The following is an 18,899-nucleotide window of genomic DNA, read 5'->3' on the forward strand; positions in this document are numbered from 1 at the left end:
GATGGTACGAAAGGGATTGATAAGCTGTTTAATTGTCTTTGCACATGTTGTTGCGTTTGCACAAACTGATTTGGTGAATACCAACAACAGCAAACACATAAAGCTTTACGGTTTGCCGATGGACGCGGTACATTTTACCAATGGTTTTTGGGCTGAACGATTTCAAGTCTGCAAAGATTCAATGATTCCGCACTTATGGAAAGTTTATACAAGCGCTGATATCAGCCATTCATTTGAAAATTTTAAAATAGCCGCGGGTATTGATACAGGAAGTTTCGAAGGTCCTTTTTTCAGTGACGGAGATTTTTATAAAACGCTGGAAGCTGTTGCTGCAATGTATGCTGAAACAAAAGATCCAAAACTGGATGCAATGATGGACAATGCAATTGCTTTGATTGCTAAAGCACAACGCCCGGATGGATATATTTATACAAAGAATATCATCGAACAGAAGAAAACGGGGAGTAAAAAAATGTTCGATGATAAGCTGAGTTTTGAGGCTTACAACTTTGGCCATTTAATGACGGCTGCGTGTGTGCATTACCGTGCGACAGGCAAAACTTCTTTATTGAACGTTGCTATAAAGGCGGCAGATTTTTTAATTGGATTTTACGATAAAGCTACGCCGGAACAGGCGCGCAATGCCATTTGTCCTTCGCATTATATGGGCTTGACAGAATTGTACAGAACCACTCATGATGAAAAATATTTAAAACTTGCTGAAAAGCTGATTAATATAAGAGGAACTGTTGAAGGCACAGATGATAATTCAGACCGTGAACCTTTTCGTGATATGGACCATGTGAACGGGCACGCGGTACGGGCAAACTATTTATTTGCAGGTGCTGCTGATATGTATGCAGAAGATGGCGATCCAATCCTGTTGACAGCGCTCGATAAATTATGGGATGATGTCACTCATCATAAAATGTATATCACTGGTGGTTGTGGCGCTTTATATGATGGCGTTTCCGTTAATGGAACTTCCTACAATCCTGATACGGTGCAAAAAATTCACCAGGCTTATGGAATGGAATACCAGTTGCCCAACCTGACTGCACATAATGAAACCTGCGCCAACGTCGGCAATCTTTTATGGAATTACAGAATGCTTACTATTGCCGGAGATGCGAAGTATGCCGACATTGTAGAGCTTGAGTTATACAATGGTATTTTAAGTGGTATTAGTTTGGGTGGCACAAAATATTTTTATACAAATCCGCTGGCTTCCTCCAAGGATTTTCCTTATCAATTACGTTGGGAAGGCGGACGACAACCTTACATTGCCTTATCAAATTGTTGCCCTCCAAATGCGGTTCGCACCATGGCGGAAGTGAGCAGTTATATGTACGGACTGAGCGATGAAGGTTTATATGTGCATTTATACAGCAGTAATAATTTAAATGCAAAATTAGAAGACGGCTCTGTTATCAGATTGCAACAACAAACTGGTTATCCATGGAATGGAAATGTTCTTATGACGATGAAACATGTCCCTGTAAAGACTTTCAGTATATTTCTCCGGATTCCCGGCTGGTGTAATAAAGCAACTATTAAAGTGAATGGACAAATTGTTTATAATAATTTGAAAGGAAGTAAATATCAACAAATAAATAGAAAATGGAAAGCCGGTGATAAGATAGAATTGATAATGGACATGCCTGCAAAACTAATAGAAGCAAATCCATTGGTGGAAGCCACACGCAACCAGGTAGCGGTAAAACGCGGGCCTCTTGTCTATTGTCTCGAATCTCCTGACCTGGATAAAAATGAAAATGTTTTTGATGTAGCCCTTCCTGCTACTATAAAATTTACTCCTCAGCCTGAAAAGATTGACAACAGTGATATAATGGCTTTGAAAGGAAAAGCGCAATTGATAGAACATACAAGCTGGAATGACGAGTTATATCATGAAATAGACAACAAAACAAAAACAGTAAATATAAAATTGATTCCCTATTACGCATGGGCAAACAGGGGCAAAACAGACATGACGGTTTGGATGCCATTGATAAGATAGGCAAATTAATTTTTTGTATTATTTCTTTGTTTACTGTAAAAATTGATAAGATAGATTAAACTAAACATCAAATTCTTTCATGAAATAAGGCCAGAAAAACAAAATTAAAATTGAATGAAAGTGAAATTATTATTCATCATTTTGGTATTATGCTATGTTAATGCGTCCGCCCAACTAGTTGATGGAACTCCTGCTTCAATTCCTGTTATACCCACTATTTACAACCGTGAACCTTATGAAGATCCATCTGTGAGCGGAATAAACCGGGATCAATCAAGAGCTACAGCCTATTCTTTTGATAATTTACATGATGCGTTAACATGCGACCGTGATAAAACATCGCGATACATGAATTTGAATGGTGAATGGGATTTTTCATTTGCCTTAAAACCTGCTGATGCGCCGAAAGATTTTTATAAAAGCCGCGTACATGGCTGGAAAAAAATTATCGTTCCATCAAGTTGGGAATTGCAAGGGTACGATAAGCCGATTTATAAAAGTTCGATATATCCTTTCAGGCCGGTTAATCCGCCTTACATTCCTAAGGATTATAACGGTGTAGGTTGTTACCAGCGTACATTCGTTATGCCTTCATCGTGGAAGAATATGAATATTACGCTGCATTTTGGTGGCGTAAGTTCTGCATATAAATTATGGATCAATGGAAAGTTTGCCGGCTATGCAGAAGATAGTTTTTTACCTTCTGAATTTAATATAACTCCTTATTTGCACGATGGGGAAAACATCATTTCTGTGTGGGTTATCCGTTGGAGTGATGGCAGTTATTTGGAGGACCAGGATCAATGGAGATTGAGCGGCATTCACCGTGAAGTGTATTTGATGGCTGAACCTAAATTGCGCATTGCTGATTTTTTTTATAAAACAAAACCGGATAAAGATTATAAAAACTGGATATTCAGCCTTCGTCCCCGAATTGACAACTACACCGGCAAACGCCCGCATGGGTATATTTTAAAGGCACAATTGTATGATGAAAATAAAAAAGCGGTTTTATCACCTCCATTAAAAATAACGGTTGATTCTATTGTCAATGAAATTTATCCACGATTGGATAATGTTAAGTTTGGTTTGTTACAAACAACAGTTAATGATCCCAAAAAATGGAGCACAGAAGAACCGAATTTATATACGCTGGCATTGACTTTAGAAGATTCGCTTGGTAACATACTTGAGGTTAAAACCTGCAAGCTTGGATTTCGTTCCATTGAATTTTCAAAAGTGAACAGCAAACTATTGATCAATGGAAGGCTCACGTATTTGTATGGCGTAAACCATCCTGACCATTCACCAATACATGGTAAAGCGTTGAGCAGGGAAGAAATGCTGCAGGATATCAGAACTATCAAACGATTTAATTTTAATTGTATTCGGTTTAGCCATTATCCACCTGATCCTTATATTCTTGATCTGTGCGATGAATTTGGCATTATGGCCATTGATGAAGCGAATCTCGAAACGCATGGGTTGGGAGGGAAGCTAAGCAATGATCCTGCATGGACAGGTGCTTACCTGCAACGCATCACCCGAATGGCGTTGCGTGATAAAAATCATCCTTCCATTATTTTCTGGAGTTTGGGAAATGAAGCAGGCCGCGGTCCTAATCATGCCGCAATGGCGGGTTGGATACATGATTTTGATATTACAAGACCAGTGCATTATGAGCCTGCAATGGGCAGTCCGAAAGACTCCGGTTACATTGATCCGTATGATCCGCGTTATCCAAAACCCGTTGACCATTCGCATCGTTTGCAAAATCCGCTTGATCAATATTATGTTGATGTGGTGAGCCGCATGTATCCTGGATTATATACAGCGCCGTTACTGATTAATCAAAAGAATGGTGATAAACGTCCAATCTTTTTTTGTGAGTATGATCATGCCATGGGTAACAGTGTTGGCAACATAAAAGAATTTTGGGATGAATGGAGAAAGCTGCCAAGAGTTATTGGAGGTTGTATCTGGGAATTTAAAGACCAGGCGTTGATAAAAACAGATAGTTTAGGAAGAACTTATTATGCTTATGGTGGTGATTTTGGCGGGAAGTATTCGGATAATTTTACGATAAAAGGCCTGGTGGCTGCGGATGGGCGGCCAAAGTCAGGCATGTATGTATGCAAAAGAGTTTTCCAGGGAATTGATGCAGATTGGAAAGATAGCACGAAAGGATTGATCCGCCTGGTGAACCGTTATGCAGTGATGAACGCAAATGAATTGGTGCCGCATGTTATTATAAAAAAAGACGGAAAGATTATTTTGGACAAAGAGATCAACCGAATTGATCTTGCTGCCGGAAAAGACAGAGTGATAGATGTGTCATCTTATATTCCAAAGCTTGATCCGTATTCCGAATATTTTATTGAACTGCATTTTCAACTCGCTGAAAATAGACCCTGGGCCGAGAAAGGATATGATCTGGATGATGTGCAGTTGCCGTTAAATGAACCTAAGCATTTGTTATACAAAACTGATAATAGTGATATTCAGTTGAGTGAAATTGATTCGGCTTATGTGATTAAGGGAAAAGATTTTTCAATTGGATTCGATAAAAAAAATGGCGCATTATCATCCTATGTTGTTGATGGTGCCAATCAAATTTTAAAACCGTTATTGCCGCACTTTACGAGGCCTTTAACCGATAATGACAGGCGTGGATGGAAGCCGCAAATAAAATTGAAACAATGGTATGAAGCGCGACCCTTATTGGAAAATATGAAAGCATCGCAAACAGGAAATCATCTTATTACAATTACAAGTGATTATAACATCATCAAAGATTCCGCCCAGGTAAAAATTGTTTATAACATCAATGGAAACGGCGTGATTAAAGTCGATTACGCTTTATCAGCAAATGATAGTTTGCCCAACATTCCAAAAGTGGGTATGCAATGTAGCATCAACGATAATGATACAACCATACAATGGTATGGACGGGGATTGTACGAAAATTATGTTGATAAAAATTATGGATTTGATGTGGGCGTTTACACTTTGCCAATAAGCCGTTTTGACGAACCGTATGTGGTTCCCCAGGAGAATGGCAATCGTACAGATGTTCGTTGGATGAATTTGCAAAATGAGACTTCAAAGAGTGGCTTATTGATTGTTGCGGACAGTTTACTAAGCATGAGCGCATGGCGATATACCGAAGAAAATATTAACCAGGCAAAGCATACGATAGACCTGAAAGACCCGGGATTCGTTACATTAAATATTGATTTGAAGCAAATGGGAGTTGGAGGAAATGATAGCTGGAGCGATGTTGGGGCACCATTAAAAAAATATCAAATTCCGTCAAAAAATTATAGTTACCGTTTTTATATAAACCCATATTCCGCTGAAAAAATTATGGCTGGAAAAATAGCCAAGAAGATCCGTTTTTAAAATATTTTATAAAGACATTTTGAAAACACAAATAGGCAGATAATCCATCTCTTTAGTTAATCATGACATGGTTTTTGGGTTGATTGAATATTAATTTTATTCATCATTGTGTGGTATAATTCGGCTCTTAAAAGTTGAATTTAAAAAGTATAAAAATTAATTGATTTCATTGCCCGGAAAGGTTAGCGTATTTACAGGGAAATTTTTGGATTTGTTTTTCATCCAAATGCAGTAAACGAACTTTTAAGGTAATTTTTTATTTTAAAAACCTTCAGGCAAATAACAGGAATAGCGATTGCAGATGAGCAAAATTATTTTAAAAGGAATTACGTGGGCACATAGCCGGGGTTTTACGCCGCTTATGGCCTATGCACAAAGGTCTGGAGAATTATATCCGGATATTGAAATGAAATGGGAGAAAAGAACGTTGCAACAATTTGCAGATTTCCCTGTGGAAAAGCTGGCTGAAAAATATGATCTTCTTATTATAGATCATCCGTGGGTTGGCTGTGCGGCCGCGACAGAATGTGTGTTGCCATTAGAACAATATCTTGCAAAAGAATATTTGGACGACCAGTTGCAAAACACGGTCGGTGGCTCTCATTTAAGTTATAATTACAATGGCCATCAATGGGCACTAGCTATAGATGCAGCAGTGCCCGCTGCAAGTTACCGCGCTGATCTTTTTGAAAAAAACGGAAGAGAAATACCAACTACATGGAAGGACGTAATAACGTTGGCCAGGGAAGGAAAAGTAGCAGTACCGGCCATTCCCATAGATCTGCTGATGATTTTTTTTACTTTCTGCATAGCAAATGGTAATCCTCCTTTTTTAACACGGGAAGAAGTGATAGATGACGCAACCGGCCTCTCTGCTTTAGAAACTATGAAAGAATTGTATGCTATTGTTGATAAAAAAATGTTTGACTATAATCCTATTGCTGTTGCCGAAGTGATGACAAAAACTGATGACTATTGGTATTGCCCTTTTGCTTATTGCTACAGCAATTATTCAAGACAGGGATTTGCACAAAATATGTTGACTTATACAAACCTGGTTACTTATGAAAACTCAGGAAAATTGCGTGGCACGATTGGTGGAACAGGATTAGCAGTTTCGGCTTTCAGCCAGTATCAGGAATATGCGTTACAGTTTGCCAAAGAAATTACATCTGCAAAATGCCAGGCAACTTTTTATGTGGAACACGGTGGCCAGCCGGGACATAAGGCTGCGTGGATAAGTGAAAAAGCAAACTGCCTTTGTAATAATTTTTTTAAAAATGTACTTCCTGTAATGGAAAATGGTTATGTAAGGCCAAGGTATAACGGGTATTTATTTTTCCAGGACCATGCAGGAAAGCCTTTGCAGGAATATTTGGCAGGAAATTTAAATGCCTCCGAAGTTTTACAAAAAATGAATGAATTATATAAAAAAAGTATCTCTATAATTTGATCGTAAAATCATGAGCCAACTTCCCTTAAAAGGTTTAATCGTTTTGGAATTCTGTCAATATCTATCCGGCCCTTCAGCCGGGTTGCGTTTGTCAGATTTGGGTGCACGCGTTATTAAAATTGAAAACCGTAAAAATGGAGATGGCTGCCGTCAGCTTCCCATCAAAGATCTTTGGGTTGATAACAGCAGTTTATTGTTTCACACCATTAACCGTAATAAAGAAAGCTTTGCTGCCGATCTCAAAGATCCTGGTGATATTTCTTTGATAAAAAAATTGATTGAAAAAGCTGATGTTATTACCCAAAATTTTCGCCCTGGAATTATGGAGAAATTTGGGTTGGGTTATGAAGCGGTCAAATCAATACATCCTAAAATCATTTATGCAGAAATTACCGGCTATGGAAAAAAAGGTCCATGGAAAGATAAACCCGGACAAGACCTTTTGTTACAATCCATGTCTGGCCTTGTTTTTACCACAGGTAATGCCGGTGAAAATCCCGTTCCTTTTGGAATATCAATAGCAGATATTATTTGTGGGGCGCATTTGGTGCAGGGAATTTTAGCCGCGCTTATTCGCAGGCAAAAAAAAGGTGTTGGCGCTTTAATAGAAGTAAGCCTTATGGAATCGCTGATCGATTTTCAATTTGAATTGCTTACCACATTTTATTGCAGTGGTGTATTGCCAAAAAGAAGCCTGGCTAATAATGCGCATCCTTTATTAAGCGCGCCTTATGGAATCTACGCAACTGCTGATGGTTTTATTGCAATTGCCATGGCCGCTATTGAGCGAATCAGTAACAGTCTGGAAATACCGCTGCTAAAAAATTTTCAACAGCAAGATGCATTTAGCAAGAGAGATGAAATAAAAAAAATTCTGTCCGAACATTTAATTACAAAAAGTTCGGACCATTGGCTCAGGAAATTAAAGGTGGATGGAATTTGGAGCGCCGCGGTTATGAATTGGAAACAAATGCAGGAAACTGAAGGATATAAAGTGTTGCAAATGGAGCAAACAATTTCCAATTCAGAAGGAAAGAAAATTACAACAACGCGTTGCCCGATTCGCATAAATGGAAAAAGATTGTTTATGGAAAAACCTGCGCCGGGATTGGGTGAACATAATCAAAAAATAATGGAAGAATTGATTTTTAATAGCACAATATGAACTTATTGGAAGATATAATGGTACTTGATTTCAGCCAGTTTTTGTCGGGCCCCTCTGCCGGGTTGCGTTTGGCAGATATGGGAGCCCGGGTTATTAAAATTGAGAAACCTGTATCTGGTGATATATGCCGTGAGTTGTATGTTTCGGATGTAATGATAGAAGGCGAATCAACTATTTTTCATGCGATCAATCGAAATAAAGAAAGCTATGCAGCCGATCTGAAAAATGAAGAAGATCTTAAAAAAATTAAATTATTGATTGCCAAAGCGGATGTCATGCTTCACAACTTCCGGCCTGGAGTGATGGAACGTTTGGGATTGGATTATGAAACCGTTACATCAATCAATCCTTCTATCGTTTATGCCGAAGTAAGTGGTTATGGAAATGAAGAAGAGTGGAAATATCTGCCAGGACAAGATCTCCTATTGCAGTCTGTTTCAGGGCTTACCTGGTTGAGTAATAATAATAATGATCTGCCTACGCCAATGGGTGTGTCTGTAGTTGATATTCTTGCAGGTGCTCATATTGCACAGGGCATTCTCGCCACTTTGTATCAGCGCGCCATTACCGGTGAAGGCGCTTTGGTGCAGGTTAGTATGTTTGAAAGCATACTTGATTTTCAGTTTGAGGTGCTCACCTGTTTTTATAATGATAAAAACCAGCTTCCGGTGCGAAGTGCGGTGAATAATGCTCATGCTTATATCGCAGCTCCGTACGGAATTTTTAAAACGAAAGATAATTATCTTGCTTTGGCAATGGCTGATATTGTGGAATTGAGTGGTTTAACCGGATGCGCTGAATTAAAAAAATACACAAATAAAAGTGTGTGGTTTTCAAAACGTGATGAAATAAAAAAAATTCTTGCAGACTGGCTTGTGAATGAAACGACCAGCACCTGGATTTCTATTTTGGAACCTGCCGATATTTGGTGCGCCAGAGTGATGAATTATAGCGAATTGATAAACGAAGAAGGATACAAAGTTTTGAACATGGATATTTCAGTAAAAACAAGTAGCGGGTTACAGATTACCACTACCCGTTGCCCGATTCGTGTCGATGGAAATTTTTTAACTTCGTCAAAAGGTGCGCCACTATTGGGCGAGCACAATGAACAAATTGACAAACAATTTTTAATAAACGGAAAAAAAATTAGTGAGAACAATTTTTAAATCAGGAATATGATTATGAGGATTATAGATACTCATATACATGTCTGGAATTTTGAACATGCCAGTTATGATTGGTTAAAAAATGATACGTCTATACTTCATCGTAATTATGATATCGCAGGTTTGGAACACGATCGTGTAGCGGCGGGAATTACAGGAGGTGTGTTAGTGCAGGCTGCTAATAATTTTGAAGACACTGACTGGATGCTTCAGGTAGCCGGGAAAACCGATTGGATTGCAGGGGTAGTAGGGTGGGTACCATTGACAGATCCTGCTGCAACTGAAAAGGCATTAAAAGAAAAATATTTGGCAAATAAGTATTTTAAAGGCGTTCGCCATTTAATACATGACGAGCCGGATGCGAAGTGGCTTTTGCAGGATGATGTGATAAAAAGTTTACACATATTAGCCGATCATGATTTGCCTTATGATGTTGTTGGCATTACAGCCGAACACATTAAAACGGCATTGACTGTCGCGAATAGAGTTCCGGAATTGAAAGTGATTTTTGATCATCTCAATCGCCCACCGGATGCTTCAAAAAAAGAATTTGATGAATGGAGCGCGCTAATGAAACAAGCGGCGAAACACAGAAACTTTTATGCAAAGATTTCAGGGCTTGGGAAGTTGCCAACGGATTTGGAAAAATGGAATTCTGATTATGTAAAACCGCACATTTCTTTTGCGTTGGAAGTTTTTGGAGAAGATAGATGTATGTGCGGCGGCAATTGGCCTGTGTCGCTGTTGAAAGAGAACTACGTCAAGATATGGAGTACTTATAAACAAATAATTAATTCTTTATTGAATGATGAAGGAAAGGAAAAATTATTTTATAGAAACGCCCTGCAATTTTATAATTTATGATTGGATGCAAATTAAATTTCTTAACGATCACATAAAAAATTTGCAATTGTTTCCTAAAAGAATTTGGGGACTTATAGTAAATAAACAAATAACACGAATTCTTATTTTTTGATTAAAAGGAATAATGAAATTGGTTCATTTTTCTGAATAAACAATGACGATTTAAATTCATAATGAAGATACCTTATAAACCGCAGTTGCCCGAAACTTCAATGCCGATCATCATCATCGGAGCTGGAGGAATTGTGGGTGATGCTCATTTGCCAGCGTATAAAAAAGCTGGTTTCCAGGTGTTGGGAATTACAAATCGTACGAAAGAAAAAGCAGAAAAGTTAGCAGTGAAATGGGACATTCCAAATGTGTACGACTCAATTGCAGATGCAGTAGCGGCGGCGCCTGAAAATGCTGTTTATGACATAACAATTGTTCCGGAAAATTTTGTTGAATCATTGGAACAATTGCCTGACGGCAGCGCGGTATTAATGCAGAAACCGATGGGTGATTATTATCAGCAAAGTGAAGAAATATTAGCTGTTTGCCGTCGAAAAAAATTAGTTGCCGCGATTAATTGCCAGTTGCGATTTGCGCCATTTGTAAATGCCGCAAGATATCTCATTGATGGCGGTTTTATCGGCGAATTGTATGATATGGAAATCCGCGTTACTGTCAATACCCCATGGCATCTGTTTCCTTTTGTATTTGATAGGCCGCGCCTGGAAATTCAATACCATAGCATTCATTACATTGATTTGATCCGTTCATTTTTCGGTGATCCCAAAAGTGTAATGGCCAAAACTTTGCAGCATCCGGAAAAGACGTTACCATCGACCCGTTCCACTATTTTAATGGATTATGGAAATACGATACGTGGTGTTATCAACACCAATCATGATCATGTGTTTGGACCAACAAACGAAGAAAGTTTTATAAAATGGGAAGGCACAAAGGGCGCAATAAAAGCTAAAATGGGACTATTGATGGATTATCCAAACGGCCTTCCGGATAAGTTTGAATATTGTTTATTGGAAGAAAACAAAAAACCGGTTTGGAAAACAAAAAAGATTGAAGGCTCGTGGTTTCCGGAAGCATTTATTGGTTCGATGAGCAACCTCATGCGGTTTAAAGAAGGTTCATCAGATATACTAACAACAAGTGTCGAAGACGTAATAAAAACAATGGCTGTGGTAGAAAGCGCTTACTTATCAAGCGATGCCGGAGGTATTGTTGTAAATGTTTAGTATCAATTTTATTAAAAACGTTGGCAGCAAAAAAACTGTTGCTAACAAAATAAAAGAGCATGTATTTTAAGTCTGTTTTTTTTGATAGTTTTGAATTGGGTTCAAAAAGAATCACGCTTGGAAGAACGATAACAGAAACTGATTTTATCGTCCATGCCGGTCATACCGGCGATTTTTTCCCACATCATTTGGATGCCGAATGGTGCAAAACACAACCCTTTAAACAACGGATTGCACATGGCACTATGATTTTCAGCATTGGTATTGGTTTAACTGCTTCTGAAATAAATCCGGAAGCTTTTTCTAAAGGATATGATAGATTACGGTTTGTGAAACCTGTTTTTATCGGAGATACGATTCACGCAGAAGTAAGTATATCTGAAAAATCGGGTTCAAACAAAGAGGGTTATGGAACAGTAACTGAACACGTAGAAATCATAAATCAAAAAGGCGAAGTGGTTTTGGTGTGCGATCATATTTTGCTTGTTAAGGAACAAGCTGGTCGATGAGTTCAATTGTCATTCGTTCAATGTTATAGATAAAAGTGGACTTAAAGCTTTATCCTATTTTTCGCCTGCGGAGTTTTTAAAATAAAATTAAATTATATGGCCCAAGTACCGGCTGTTGACCTTGTAATAAAACCTGTTTCAGTAAACGTTGTGGAAAGCAGAAATTCAAAAAACAAATATCTTGTTCCATTTATTTTAATAAGCTGCCTTTTCTTTTTGTGGGGAATGGCTCACAATTTAGATTCTATTTTAGTTCCACATTTAAAAAAAGCATGCGAGCTGAATAACAGGCAATCAAGCCTTGTTGATACAGCGGTATTTTTCGCTTATTTTCTTATGGCCATTCCTGCAGGCATGTTTTTAAAAAAATGGGGATATAAAAAGGGAATAATTGTTGGTTTACTGGTATTTGCCTCCGGTGCTTTTTTGATTGTGCCCGCAGCGAACACAAGACGTTTCGATTTTTTTTTATTGGCTTTATTTATAATCGGCTGTGGGCTTGCCATGTTGGAGACTGCTTCAAATCCGTATGCTGCCGTATTAGGTTCGCCGGAAAGTGCAGGGACACGCTTAAACCTGGCAGCCGCTTTTAATGGCTTAGCTGCTTTCGTTGCGCCTCTTGTAGGAGCTGCTTTTATTTTATCCGGCATTGATTTCACCGAAGGTCAATTAGCGGCAATGACCACAGCTCAACGTTTGGCTTATTTAAATTCGGAAGCCTCCACCGTTAAGATGCCTTACATAATCTTAGGATGTATTTTGCTGCTGGTAGCCTTTCTTTTTAGTTTCTTTCATTTTCCTGAAGTAAAAGACGATACTAAAATTGCGAGACCGGCTCAATTTTTTAAAGCATTTAAACGAAAGCATTTAAGATGGGCTGTCATTGCTCAATTTGCGTATGTTGGAGCGCAGGTATGTGTAACCAGTTTTTTTATCCGGATGGCCGAAAAGGGTGGTGGAATTGATGAAAAAAATGCGGGGTATTATTTGGGGATTTATGGTTTGTTGTTTATGGCCGGCCGCTTTACGGGAACTTTTTTGCTGAAATTTATTTCATCTCAAAAATTACTTTCACTTTATTCAATGATTTCTGTGATTCTATGCGTTGTGGCTATCAGCGGTAAAGGCGGATATGTAATTTACTCTCTTGGTGCATTGGGGTTTTTTATGTCAATTATGTTTCCTACTATTTTTACCTTGGGCATAGCGGAGTTGGGAAAGGATACGAAAATAGGCTCATCATTATTGGTAATGTCTGTTGTCGGTGGCGCCGTATTTCCCTACATCATGGGAACGGTCATTGATCTGAACGCTGATAATATCCAGACCGGATACATCGTGCCGCTGGTGTGTTTTATCGTAATACTTTTCTTTGGGCTGATTGGGTATAAAGTTAAAATTCATCCTCCACCTGTAGAATTAGATTAGAATTGAGATTCGGTCATTCATAATTGATTCGTAAGATTGAAAGGCAATTTTTGATCATGAAAAAAACATTTCTTCTTCTTTTTATTTTATCGGGCCTTGCCAATTTCACCTGCTTCGCACAGCTTGAGCCGGGTTCAGTTTTCAATTTGAAAAAAGATTTTCAATCTCCTCCCGAGTCCGCCGCTCCCTGGGTTTTCTGGTACTGGTATCATGCAAGCGTAAGCAAAGAAGGAATTACCGCCGACCTTGAAGCGATGAAAGAATCAGGAATTGCCGGCGCTTATTTAATGACGATAAAGGGCGCGGATACAGCTTATATGCATCCGCCGGTGGAACAGTTAACTCCCGAATGGTTGGATATGGTGAACTATGCCTTCACAGAAGCAAAGCGGCTTGGAATAAAACTGGCTATGCACGTTAGTGATGGATTTGCGCTTGCCGGAGGCCATGGATTACTCCGGCGATGTCAATGCAAAAAATTGTATGGACTGAAAAGCAGGTTGGAAGGGGGGAAACTTTTTAATGATACATTAGCGACTCCTGAAACAAATGAAAATTACTACCGCGATATTGCAGTTTTCGCATATCCTTCTCCCACTGGAAAAGTGATTTCATCAAGAACAGAAGTTCCTCTTGTTACTACCAGTAAAGCAGGAACTAATGCGCAATTTTTGATCGATGCAAATAATACAAAAAACTTCAGCAGCACCGATAGTTGCTGGATAAAATACACCTTTGCAAAACCTTTTACATGCAGGTCTGTTATTATTCACGGCAAAACGAATTATTTTGGAAGCAGGATTAATTGGCTCCGTGGTTATTGACATTTCAAAAAATTAGCTTAGCATAATTAATGTTGATTGAGCGTCTTCCTGCTATGGTTATTATTTGTAAACGAACGTAAATGCTAATTATAAATCACGGGTATTTGTTGCTTTACTGCCATATTAAATGAAATACTCTTAACTTTTGTTTCCTTTAAACAGATCCTATTTTTTTACATCAAGGATCAATTCTGCACTTTTTAGTCCTGCCGATGTTGCTTTCAAGAAAATTCGTCCTGCCTTTTCTCTCGATTGGATAATGGCAAGGCACAAACCGTTAAAAGCCTTTCTGTGACTGGCTTTAAAAGGCTCCATACTTGTTTGCAATCCATTATCAACGCCCGCAATAGATCCTTCTCCTTTCACAGTAAAGTTTACCAGGTTATCTGCATTGGGCACGAGATTACCATCTGCATCAAGAATTTTAACTGTGATAAATGAAAGATCAGTCCCATCTGCTTTTAAGGTAGTACGATCTGCAGTAAGCATGATCTTCGCCGGCTTTCCGGCCGTTTTTATTTCCCTTGTTAGCACGGTTTTTCCATTCAATCTCGAAACTGCTTTTAAAGTTCCCGGTTCAAAAGGTATGCGCCACATCACATGTAAACTATCGCCTTGTTTTTTTCTGATCCCTAATGATTTTCCATTTAAAAAAAGCTCCACTTCATCTGCATTATTATAATAAGCCCACACATCCACCACTTTCCCCGGAGCCCAGTTCCAGTGAGGAAAAAGGTGCAACACTGGTTTATTGGTCCATTCGCTTTGATACATATAATAACTGTCTTTCGGAAAACCTGCTAGGTCAATAATGCCATAATATGAGCTGCGCGCCGGCCAGGAATACGGCACAGGTTCACCCAAAAAATCAAAGCCAGACCATACAAATAATCCGGCTATAAAATCGTATTTCTTAACAGCGTTCCATCCTTCTTCATGTGTGGAACCCCAGTAGGCGCAGACATTATCGTAAGCGGAAACCGTTAGATCCGGGTTACCTTTGAATTTTGTTTTAGAATCCGGAGGCCACAAGCGAATGCTGTCTGAAGGCATATCATAATGTCCGCGTGTAGCCAGCGCCGACATGGTTTCGCTGGCAATTATTTTTTGCCCGGGAAATTTTTCCGGAAGATCAGGATAATCTTTAAGTTTATAATTAAAGCCCAAAACATCCAATGCACCGGATTGATAAATAAAATTTTTTTCGGGATCGTTTTCAGTAAGTGCACAGGTAACGGGCCGCGTAGTATCGAGCGCCTTTACAATGCCCACCAATTCTTTCGTAAGGGAAATTCCGCTGCTGTCAAACTGTTCGCGAATTTCATTTCCAATACTCCACATAAATATAGAAGGATGATTGCGGTCGCGCTTTATCATATCCTGCAAATCTTTCCTATGCCATTTTGCAAAATCAAGATGATAATCTTTTTTGTTCTTTCCCTTCATCCACATGTCAAAAGCTTCATCCATTACAATGAAACCCATTTTATCACAGAGATCCAACAGTTCAACGGAAGGTGGATTGTGTGCGGTACGAATGGCATTGCAGCCCATCGCTTTTAAAATTTCAAGCTGCCTTTCAATAGCCCGTTTATTTACGGCGGCACCTAATTCGCCAAGGTCCTGGTGATCACAAACACCGAGAATTTTTAAATGCTTTCCGTTGAGAAAAAAACCTTTTGCAGCGTCAAAATAAAAAGTGCGGATTCCAAATGGCGTTTCATAGTTGTCAATAAGTTTTCCATCCTGAATAATTTGCGATACCGCTTTATACATTACAGGATGATCAATTGACCACACGATTGGATTTGATATTGACAACTTTTGAGAAACAGGTGATTCCCCCGAATCAATTTCTAACTTATTTGTTGCTTCACTGGCAACAACATTTCCTTTTGCATCATAAATTTTGGTCACCAATAAAACATCGCTTTTCTTTTTAAGTTCACTTTTAATATTGGCGGTGATATTAACCAATGCATGTTCATTTTTTGAAACGGAAGTCGTGGCATAAGTGCCCCATTCATCAATGGCAATTTTATTCGTTGTAAGCAGCCATACTTTCCGATAGATTCCTGAACCTGTGTACCAACGCGAATTTGGCTGCGCCGAATTATCCACTTTTACCGCTATCACATTTTTTTCATTCCCCAACTTTAAATAGGGGGTAAGCTCATAGCGAAAAGAAATATAACCGTTCGGGCGCTCGCCAAGATAATGCCCGTTGATCCAAACTTTGCTATTACGATATACACCATCAAAGTTGATATAAATTCGTTTGCCCCTGGCCGTTATTGGAACAGAAAATGTTTTCCGGTACCAGCCAATGCCAGCAGGCAAAGCACCTCCGTTATAAGTAGTAGGATATTCTTTGCTAAATTTTCCTTCAATGCTCCAATCGTGCGGCAGGTTTACTGTTCGCCATTTTGTGTCATTAAAATTGTATTTAATTGCAGCGCTATCATTTCCTAAAAAGAATTTCCAATCCTTATTAAAGTTGGTAATAGTTCGTTGACCAATGCCCTGGCTGCAGGCGAAAATTAAAAGGTAAAATAATGACGTCTTTATTTTCATTTTATAAATAAGGTAAAAATATTTATCAGGATCATTTTTCCGGCGATACAAAATTGACTTCGCTTTTTCCCAGATCTTTTGATGTGGCGACGGCAATTCCGCGTTGTTCGTTCTTATTTACTGCATTGTAAAAATGGTAAACAACTCCTTTATATTTTAATACGAAAGATTTGTGAGCATACAAATTATCATAAGGCTCGGAAGATTGAATGAGATTATCTCCTGTCCAATCGGTCCAGTTCACCAGATCATAAGAGCACGCAAAACGATTGAAAGCACCTTTTCTATCTTTCCAGAAAGCGCCGTAATAAAACATCACCCATACATTTCCTATCTTTTGTATCATTGGGTCGCCTGTAATTCCCACAGGATGATGAACCACAGGATCGTTGCCCAATCTTTTCCAGTGTATCATATCGTTTGAAACCGCCATTCCTATTCTTTCAAACCATCTTGTTTTTAAATTATTTTTTGCAGAATCTCCGTTGGCATTGTAATACATCACAAAAGGATAACCCGTTATTTTTTGTTTATCCCAGATGACAGTGCTTTTATATTCCTTCCTGTTTTCCCACCAGCGTACATTTTTATCGGTTGACATTAATATGGGTTTATCCAATCGTTGCCATTCATGCACGCCCCACGGATTTCCTGTGGTGTAAGCCATTCCAATCGAAAGAAGTCCTGATTCATATCCTGGCGTATTTCCCCCAATATAGCTCATCCAATACCTGTTATCATATTTGTTTAATTCGTAACTGCCGCCCCATTTATAATCTTCCAAAGCCACATAGCCTGCTTTTTGATTCGCATCCCAAACTGTAGTATCTTTTGAAAAAGACAGCATCCGGCCGATCTTTTCCCAGTGCAATAGATCTTTACTTTCAGCCAGCCAGGTTTCGTATCCCCTACCATCGAAAATAATAAAGGACATGTACCACATTTCTCCATTTCTAAAAATGGTAGGACAATCTAATTTTTGTGAATTATTTTCTGGTACCAACACCAATCCGTATTTAAAAGACGTTTTTACTTCTGTATAAATTTCCTGCATCTTATCAGCAGGTACTTCTTTCTTTTTATCCTGCGAAAACGAAGAAAGTGAAACAATCAAAAACGCCAGGCACAGAAAAGGTTTTTTTATTTTCATTGATAATCATTTTGTTTTAATGCAGATGAAAAGCCAAAATAAAAAATGATCGTATTTATTTGGTTACTGCTTTTTCACAATAAAGGTATAAGTTCCGGAACCCACTTTAATCAATGCTTTTCCTTTTTCATATACTGCCAGTTTCACATCCTCACGGTCATGCATAGACGAATTTCCTTCTTCAATAACTGATGAAGAATCGGCAGGAAGATAAATTGTTGCAGAGGTATTTGCCGGTATCGTTACTTTCAATTTGAATTCATGATTTTCTTTTTTCCAATCGCTAATAATTAATCCATAAACAGATTGATAAGTAGCTTTCGCTGAAGTAATATTACCGACAAGGTCAGGGAGAATAATTATATTTTTAAAAGCCACAGAATTTTCGCTTTGCCTGATGCCCGCCAGCCCTGCATAGAGCCATTCCATCAAATGTCCGAGCATCAAATGATTATTGGAAACTGAAGAAAGTGCCTGCCACGATTCAGTCAAAGAAGTGGCGCCTTTTTCCAACTGGTAACCATAACCCGGAACATCAGTTCTGTTGTTCATTTCATATATCACATCGGAACGGTCTTCATCATCCAAAACCTTTAATAAATAGCGGTAGCCAATGTCTCCGGAAGTAAGACTGTTATGATGCTTGCGTATATCGTTCACAATATTTTGCACCACAGCTTCTTTATATTTTGGTTCAACAAGTTTCATATAAACAGCAATAGTAAGTTTTATCCGGATCCAGGATTTTTCCTGCATAACGGATATGAATACACGAACTTTCATTTACTTTTTTTGAATCCCAGACATCCCCCTTATTTTTATTAATGTTTTCAATATTATCTGAAACTAAAATGCGGTAAGCCGTTTGTAAAACGTTTCGCCGGTTTGAAATTATTTGCCAGCTTAATCCGGGAAAAGAATTATCTATTCCGGATGGATCCTCCTGGTTTTCACAGGTGAGATTTAGTACAGCAAGCGATTGTGCGGTTAGGACGGACGATGCAAAGCAAAGAATTATTAAAGAAAAAAACTTCATGTTAACTTCTCCGAAAATCGGGCGAAGGAGAGGAAACAGAACAATACTTTTTCTTTTTTCATTCATA

Annotated in this window: 14 protein-coding genes; 10 read left to right on the forward strand and 4 right to left on the reverse strand. The window is 38.6% G+C overall.

The features are described from left to right. Position 1: 1 nt before the first annotated feature. The 10 genes from EFY79_RS14290 to EFY79_RS14335 all read left to right on the forward strand — a co-directional run bounded on the left by EFY79_RS14290 (position 2) and on the right by EFY79_RS14335 (position 14,072). A complete protein-coding gene (locus EFY79_RS14290; RefSeq protein ID WP_123121399.1) occupies positions 2–2,020 on the forward strand; it encodes an aceric acid hydrolase in 2,019 nt (672 codons plus the stop codon). A 114-nt stretch (positions 2,021–2,134) separates the two neighbouring features. Next, on the forward strand, positions 2,135–5,422 hold the full coding sequence (locus EFY79_RS14295) for a glycoside hydrolase family 2 TIM barrel-domain containing protein (RefSeq protein WP_123121400.1): 3,288 nt from the start codon (positions 2,135–2,137) through the stop codon (positions 5,420–5,422). Between the two features lie 301 nt (positions 5,423–5,723). Then, a complete protein-coding gene (locus tag EFY79_RS14300) occupies positions 5,724–6,875 on the forward strand; it encodes an extracellular solute-binding protein (protein WP_123121401.1) in 1,152 nt (383 codons plus the stop codon). A gap of 10 nt (positions 6,876–6,885) precedes the next feature. After that, entirely contained in the window at positions 6,886–8,040 is a 1,155-nt protein-coding gene (locus EFY79_RS14305) for a CaiB/BaiF CoA transferase family protein (RefSeq protein WP_123121402.1), read from the forward strand. Continuing rightward, positions 8,037–9,209: a CaiB/BaiF CoA transferase family protein gene (locus EFY79_RS14310; RefSeq protein WP_123121403.1), complete on the forward strand. Its 1,173-nt coding sequence runs from the start codon at positions 8,037–8,039 to the stop codon at positions 9,207–9,209. The genes EFY79_RS14305 and EFY79_RS14310 overlap by 4 nt, the downstream gene beginning before the upstream one ends. Before the next feature lie 15 nt (positions 9,210–9,224). Then, complete coding sequence (locus EFY79_RS14315) at positions 9,225–10,073, forward strand: amidohydrolase family protein (RefSeq protein ID WP_123121515.1); 849 nt, start codon at positions 9,225–9,227, stop codon at positions 10,071–10,073. Between the two features lie 173 nt (positions 10,074–10,246). Continuing rightward, positions 10,247–11,311: a Gfo/Idh/MocA family protein gene (locus EFY79_RS14320; RefSeq protein WP_123121404.1), complete on the forward strand. Its 1,065-nt coding sequence runs from the start codon at positions 10,247–10,249 to the stop codon at positions 11,309–11,311. A 59-nt stretch (positions 11,312–11,370) separates the two neighbouring features. Next, on the forward strand, positions 11,371–11,820 hold the full coding sequence (locus EFY79_RS14325; protein WP_123121405.1) for a MaoC/PaaZ C-terminal domain-containing protein: 450 nt from the start codon (positions 11,371–11,373) through the stop codon (positions 11,818–11,820). A gap of 96 nt (positions 11,821–11,916) precedes the next feature. After that, complete coding sequence (gene fucP / locus EFY79_RS14330; RefSeq protein ID WP_123121406.1) at positions 11,917–13,248, forward strand: L-fucose:H+ symporter permease; 1,332 nt, start codon at positions 11,917–11,919, stop codon at positions 13,246–13,248. 56 nt (positions 13,249–13,304) lie between these two features. Continuing rightward, positions 13,305–14,072, forward strand: coding sequence for a glycosyl hydrolase (locus EFY79_RS14335; RefSeq protein ID WP_123121407.1), 768 nt, complete (start codon positions 13,305–13,307; stop codon positions 14,070–14,072). Between the two features lie 165 nt (positions 14,073–14,237). Here EFY79_RS14335 and galB read toward each other — a convergent pair whose 3' ends face one another. The 4 genes from galB to EFY79_RS21455 all read right to left on the reverse strand — a co-directional run bounded on the left by galB (position 14,238) and on the right by EFY79_RS21455 (position 18,898). Continuing rightward, a complete protein-coding gene (gene galB, locus EFY79_RS14340) occupies positions 14,238–16,646 on the reverse strand; it encodes a beta-galactosidase GalB (protein ID WP_123121516.1) in 2,409 nt (802 codons plus the stop codon). A 31-nt stretch (positions 16,647–16,677) separates the two neighbouring features. Then, the gene (locus EFY79_RS14345) at positions 16,678–17,796 is read right to left on the reverse strand and encodes a glycoside hydrolase family protein (protein WP_123121408.1); all 1,119 of its coding nucleotides are present in this window, start codon (positions 17,794–17,796) and stop codon (positions 16,678–16,680) included. 63 nt (positions 17,797–17,859) lie between these two features. Beyond that, the gene (locus EFY79_RS14350; RefSeq protein ID WP_233578014.1) at positions 17,860–18,504 is read right to left on the reverse strand and encodes an alpha-L-rhamnosidase-related protein; all 645 of its coding nucleotides are present in this window, start codon (positions 18,502–18,504) and stop codon (positions 17,860–17,862) included. Then, positions 18,491–18,898 carry a glycoside hydrolase family 78 protein gene (locus EFY79_RS21455; protein ID WP_123121410.1) on the reverse strand — a complete coding sequence of 136 codons (408 nt, stop codon included), beginning with the start codon at positions 18,896–18,898 and terminating at the stop codon, positions 18,491–18,493. Before EFY79_RS21455 ends, EFY79_RS14350 begins: the two co-directional genes overlap by 14 nt. Position 18,899: the final 1 nt, after the last annotated feature.

Origin of the sequence: Hanamia caeni, from assembly GCF_003721595.1 — a bacterium.
GTDB lineage: Bacteria > Bacteroidota > Bacteroidia > Chitinophagales > Chitinophagaceae > Ginsengibacter > Ginsengibacter caeni.

What these genes read in the sequence shown, in the direction of transcription:
- EFY79_RS14335 (WP_123121407.1), top strand. Translation starts at nt 13,305, where the DNA reads ATGAAAAAAACATTTCTTCTTCTTTTTATTTTATCGGGCCTTGCCAAT.
- EFY79_RS14295 (WP_123121400.1), top strand. Translation starts at nt 2,135, where the DNA reads ATGAAAGTGAAATTATTATTCATCATTTTGGTATTATGCTATGTTAAT.
- EFY79_RS14345 (WP_123121408.1), bottom strand. Translation starts at nt 17,796, where the DNA reads ATGAAAATAAAAAAACCTTTTCTGTGCCTGGCGTTTTTGATTGTTTCA.
- EFY79_RS21455 (WP_123121410.1), bottom strand. Translation starts at nt 18,898, where the DNA reads ATGAATGAAAAAAGAAAAAGTATTGTTCTGTTTCCTCTCCTTCGCCCG.
- EFY79_RS14300 (WP_123121401.1), top strand. Translation starts at nt 5,724, where the DNA reads ATGAGCAAAATTATTTTAAAAGGAATTACGTGGGCACATAGCCGGGGT.
- EFY79_RS14310 (WP_123121403.1), top strand. Translation starts at nt 8,037, where the DNA reads ATGAACTTATTGGAAGATATAATGGTACTTGATTTCAGCCAGTTTTTG.
- EFY79_RS14320 (WP_123121404.1), top strand. Translation starts at nt 10,247, where the DNA reads ATGAAGATACCTTATAAACCGCAGTTGCCCGAAACTTCAATGCCGATC.
- EFY79_RS14350 (WP_233578014.1), bottom strand. Translation starts at nt 18,504, where the DNA reads ATGAAACTTGTTGAACCAAAATATAAAGAAGCTGTGGTGCAAAATATT.
- EFY79_RS14325 (WP_123121405.1), top strand. Translation starts at nt 11,371, where the DNA reads ATGTATTTTAAGTCTGTTTTTTTTGATAGTTTTGAATTGGGTTCAAAA.
- EFY79_RS14290 (WP_123121399.1), top strand. Translation starts at nt 2, where the DNA reads ATGGTACGAAAGGGATTGATAAGCTGTTTAATTGTCTTTGCACATGTT.
- galB (WP_123121516.1), bottom strand. Translation starts at nt 16,646, where the DNA reads ATGAAAATAAAGACGTCATTATTTTACCTTTTAATTTTCGCCTGCAGC.
- fucP (WP_123121406.1), top strand. Translation starts at nt 11,917, where the DNA reads ATGGCCCAAGTACCGGCTGTTGACCTTGTAATAAAACCTGTTTCAGTA.
- EFY79_RS14315 (WP_123121515.1), top strand. Translation starts at nt 9,225, where the DNA reads ATGAGGATTATAGATACTCATATACATGTCTGGAATTTTGAACATGCC.
- EFY79_RS14305 (WP_123121402.1), top strand. Translation starts at nt 6,886, where the DNA reads ATGAGCCAACTTCCCTTAAAAGGTTTAATCGTTTTGGAATTCTGTCAA.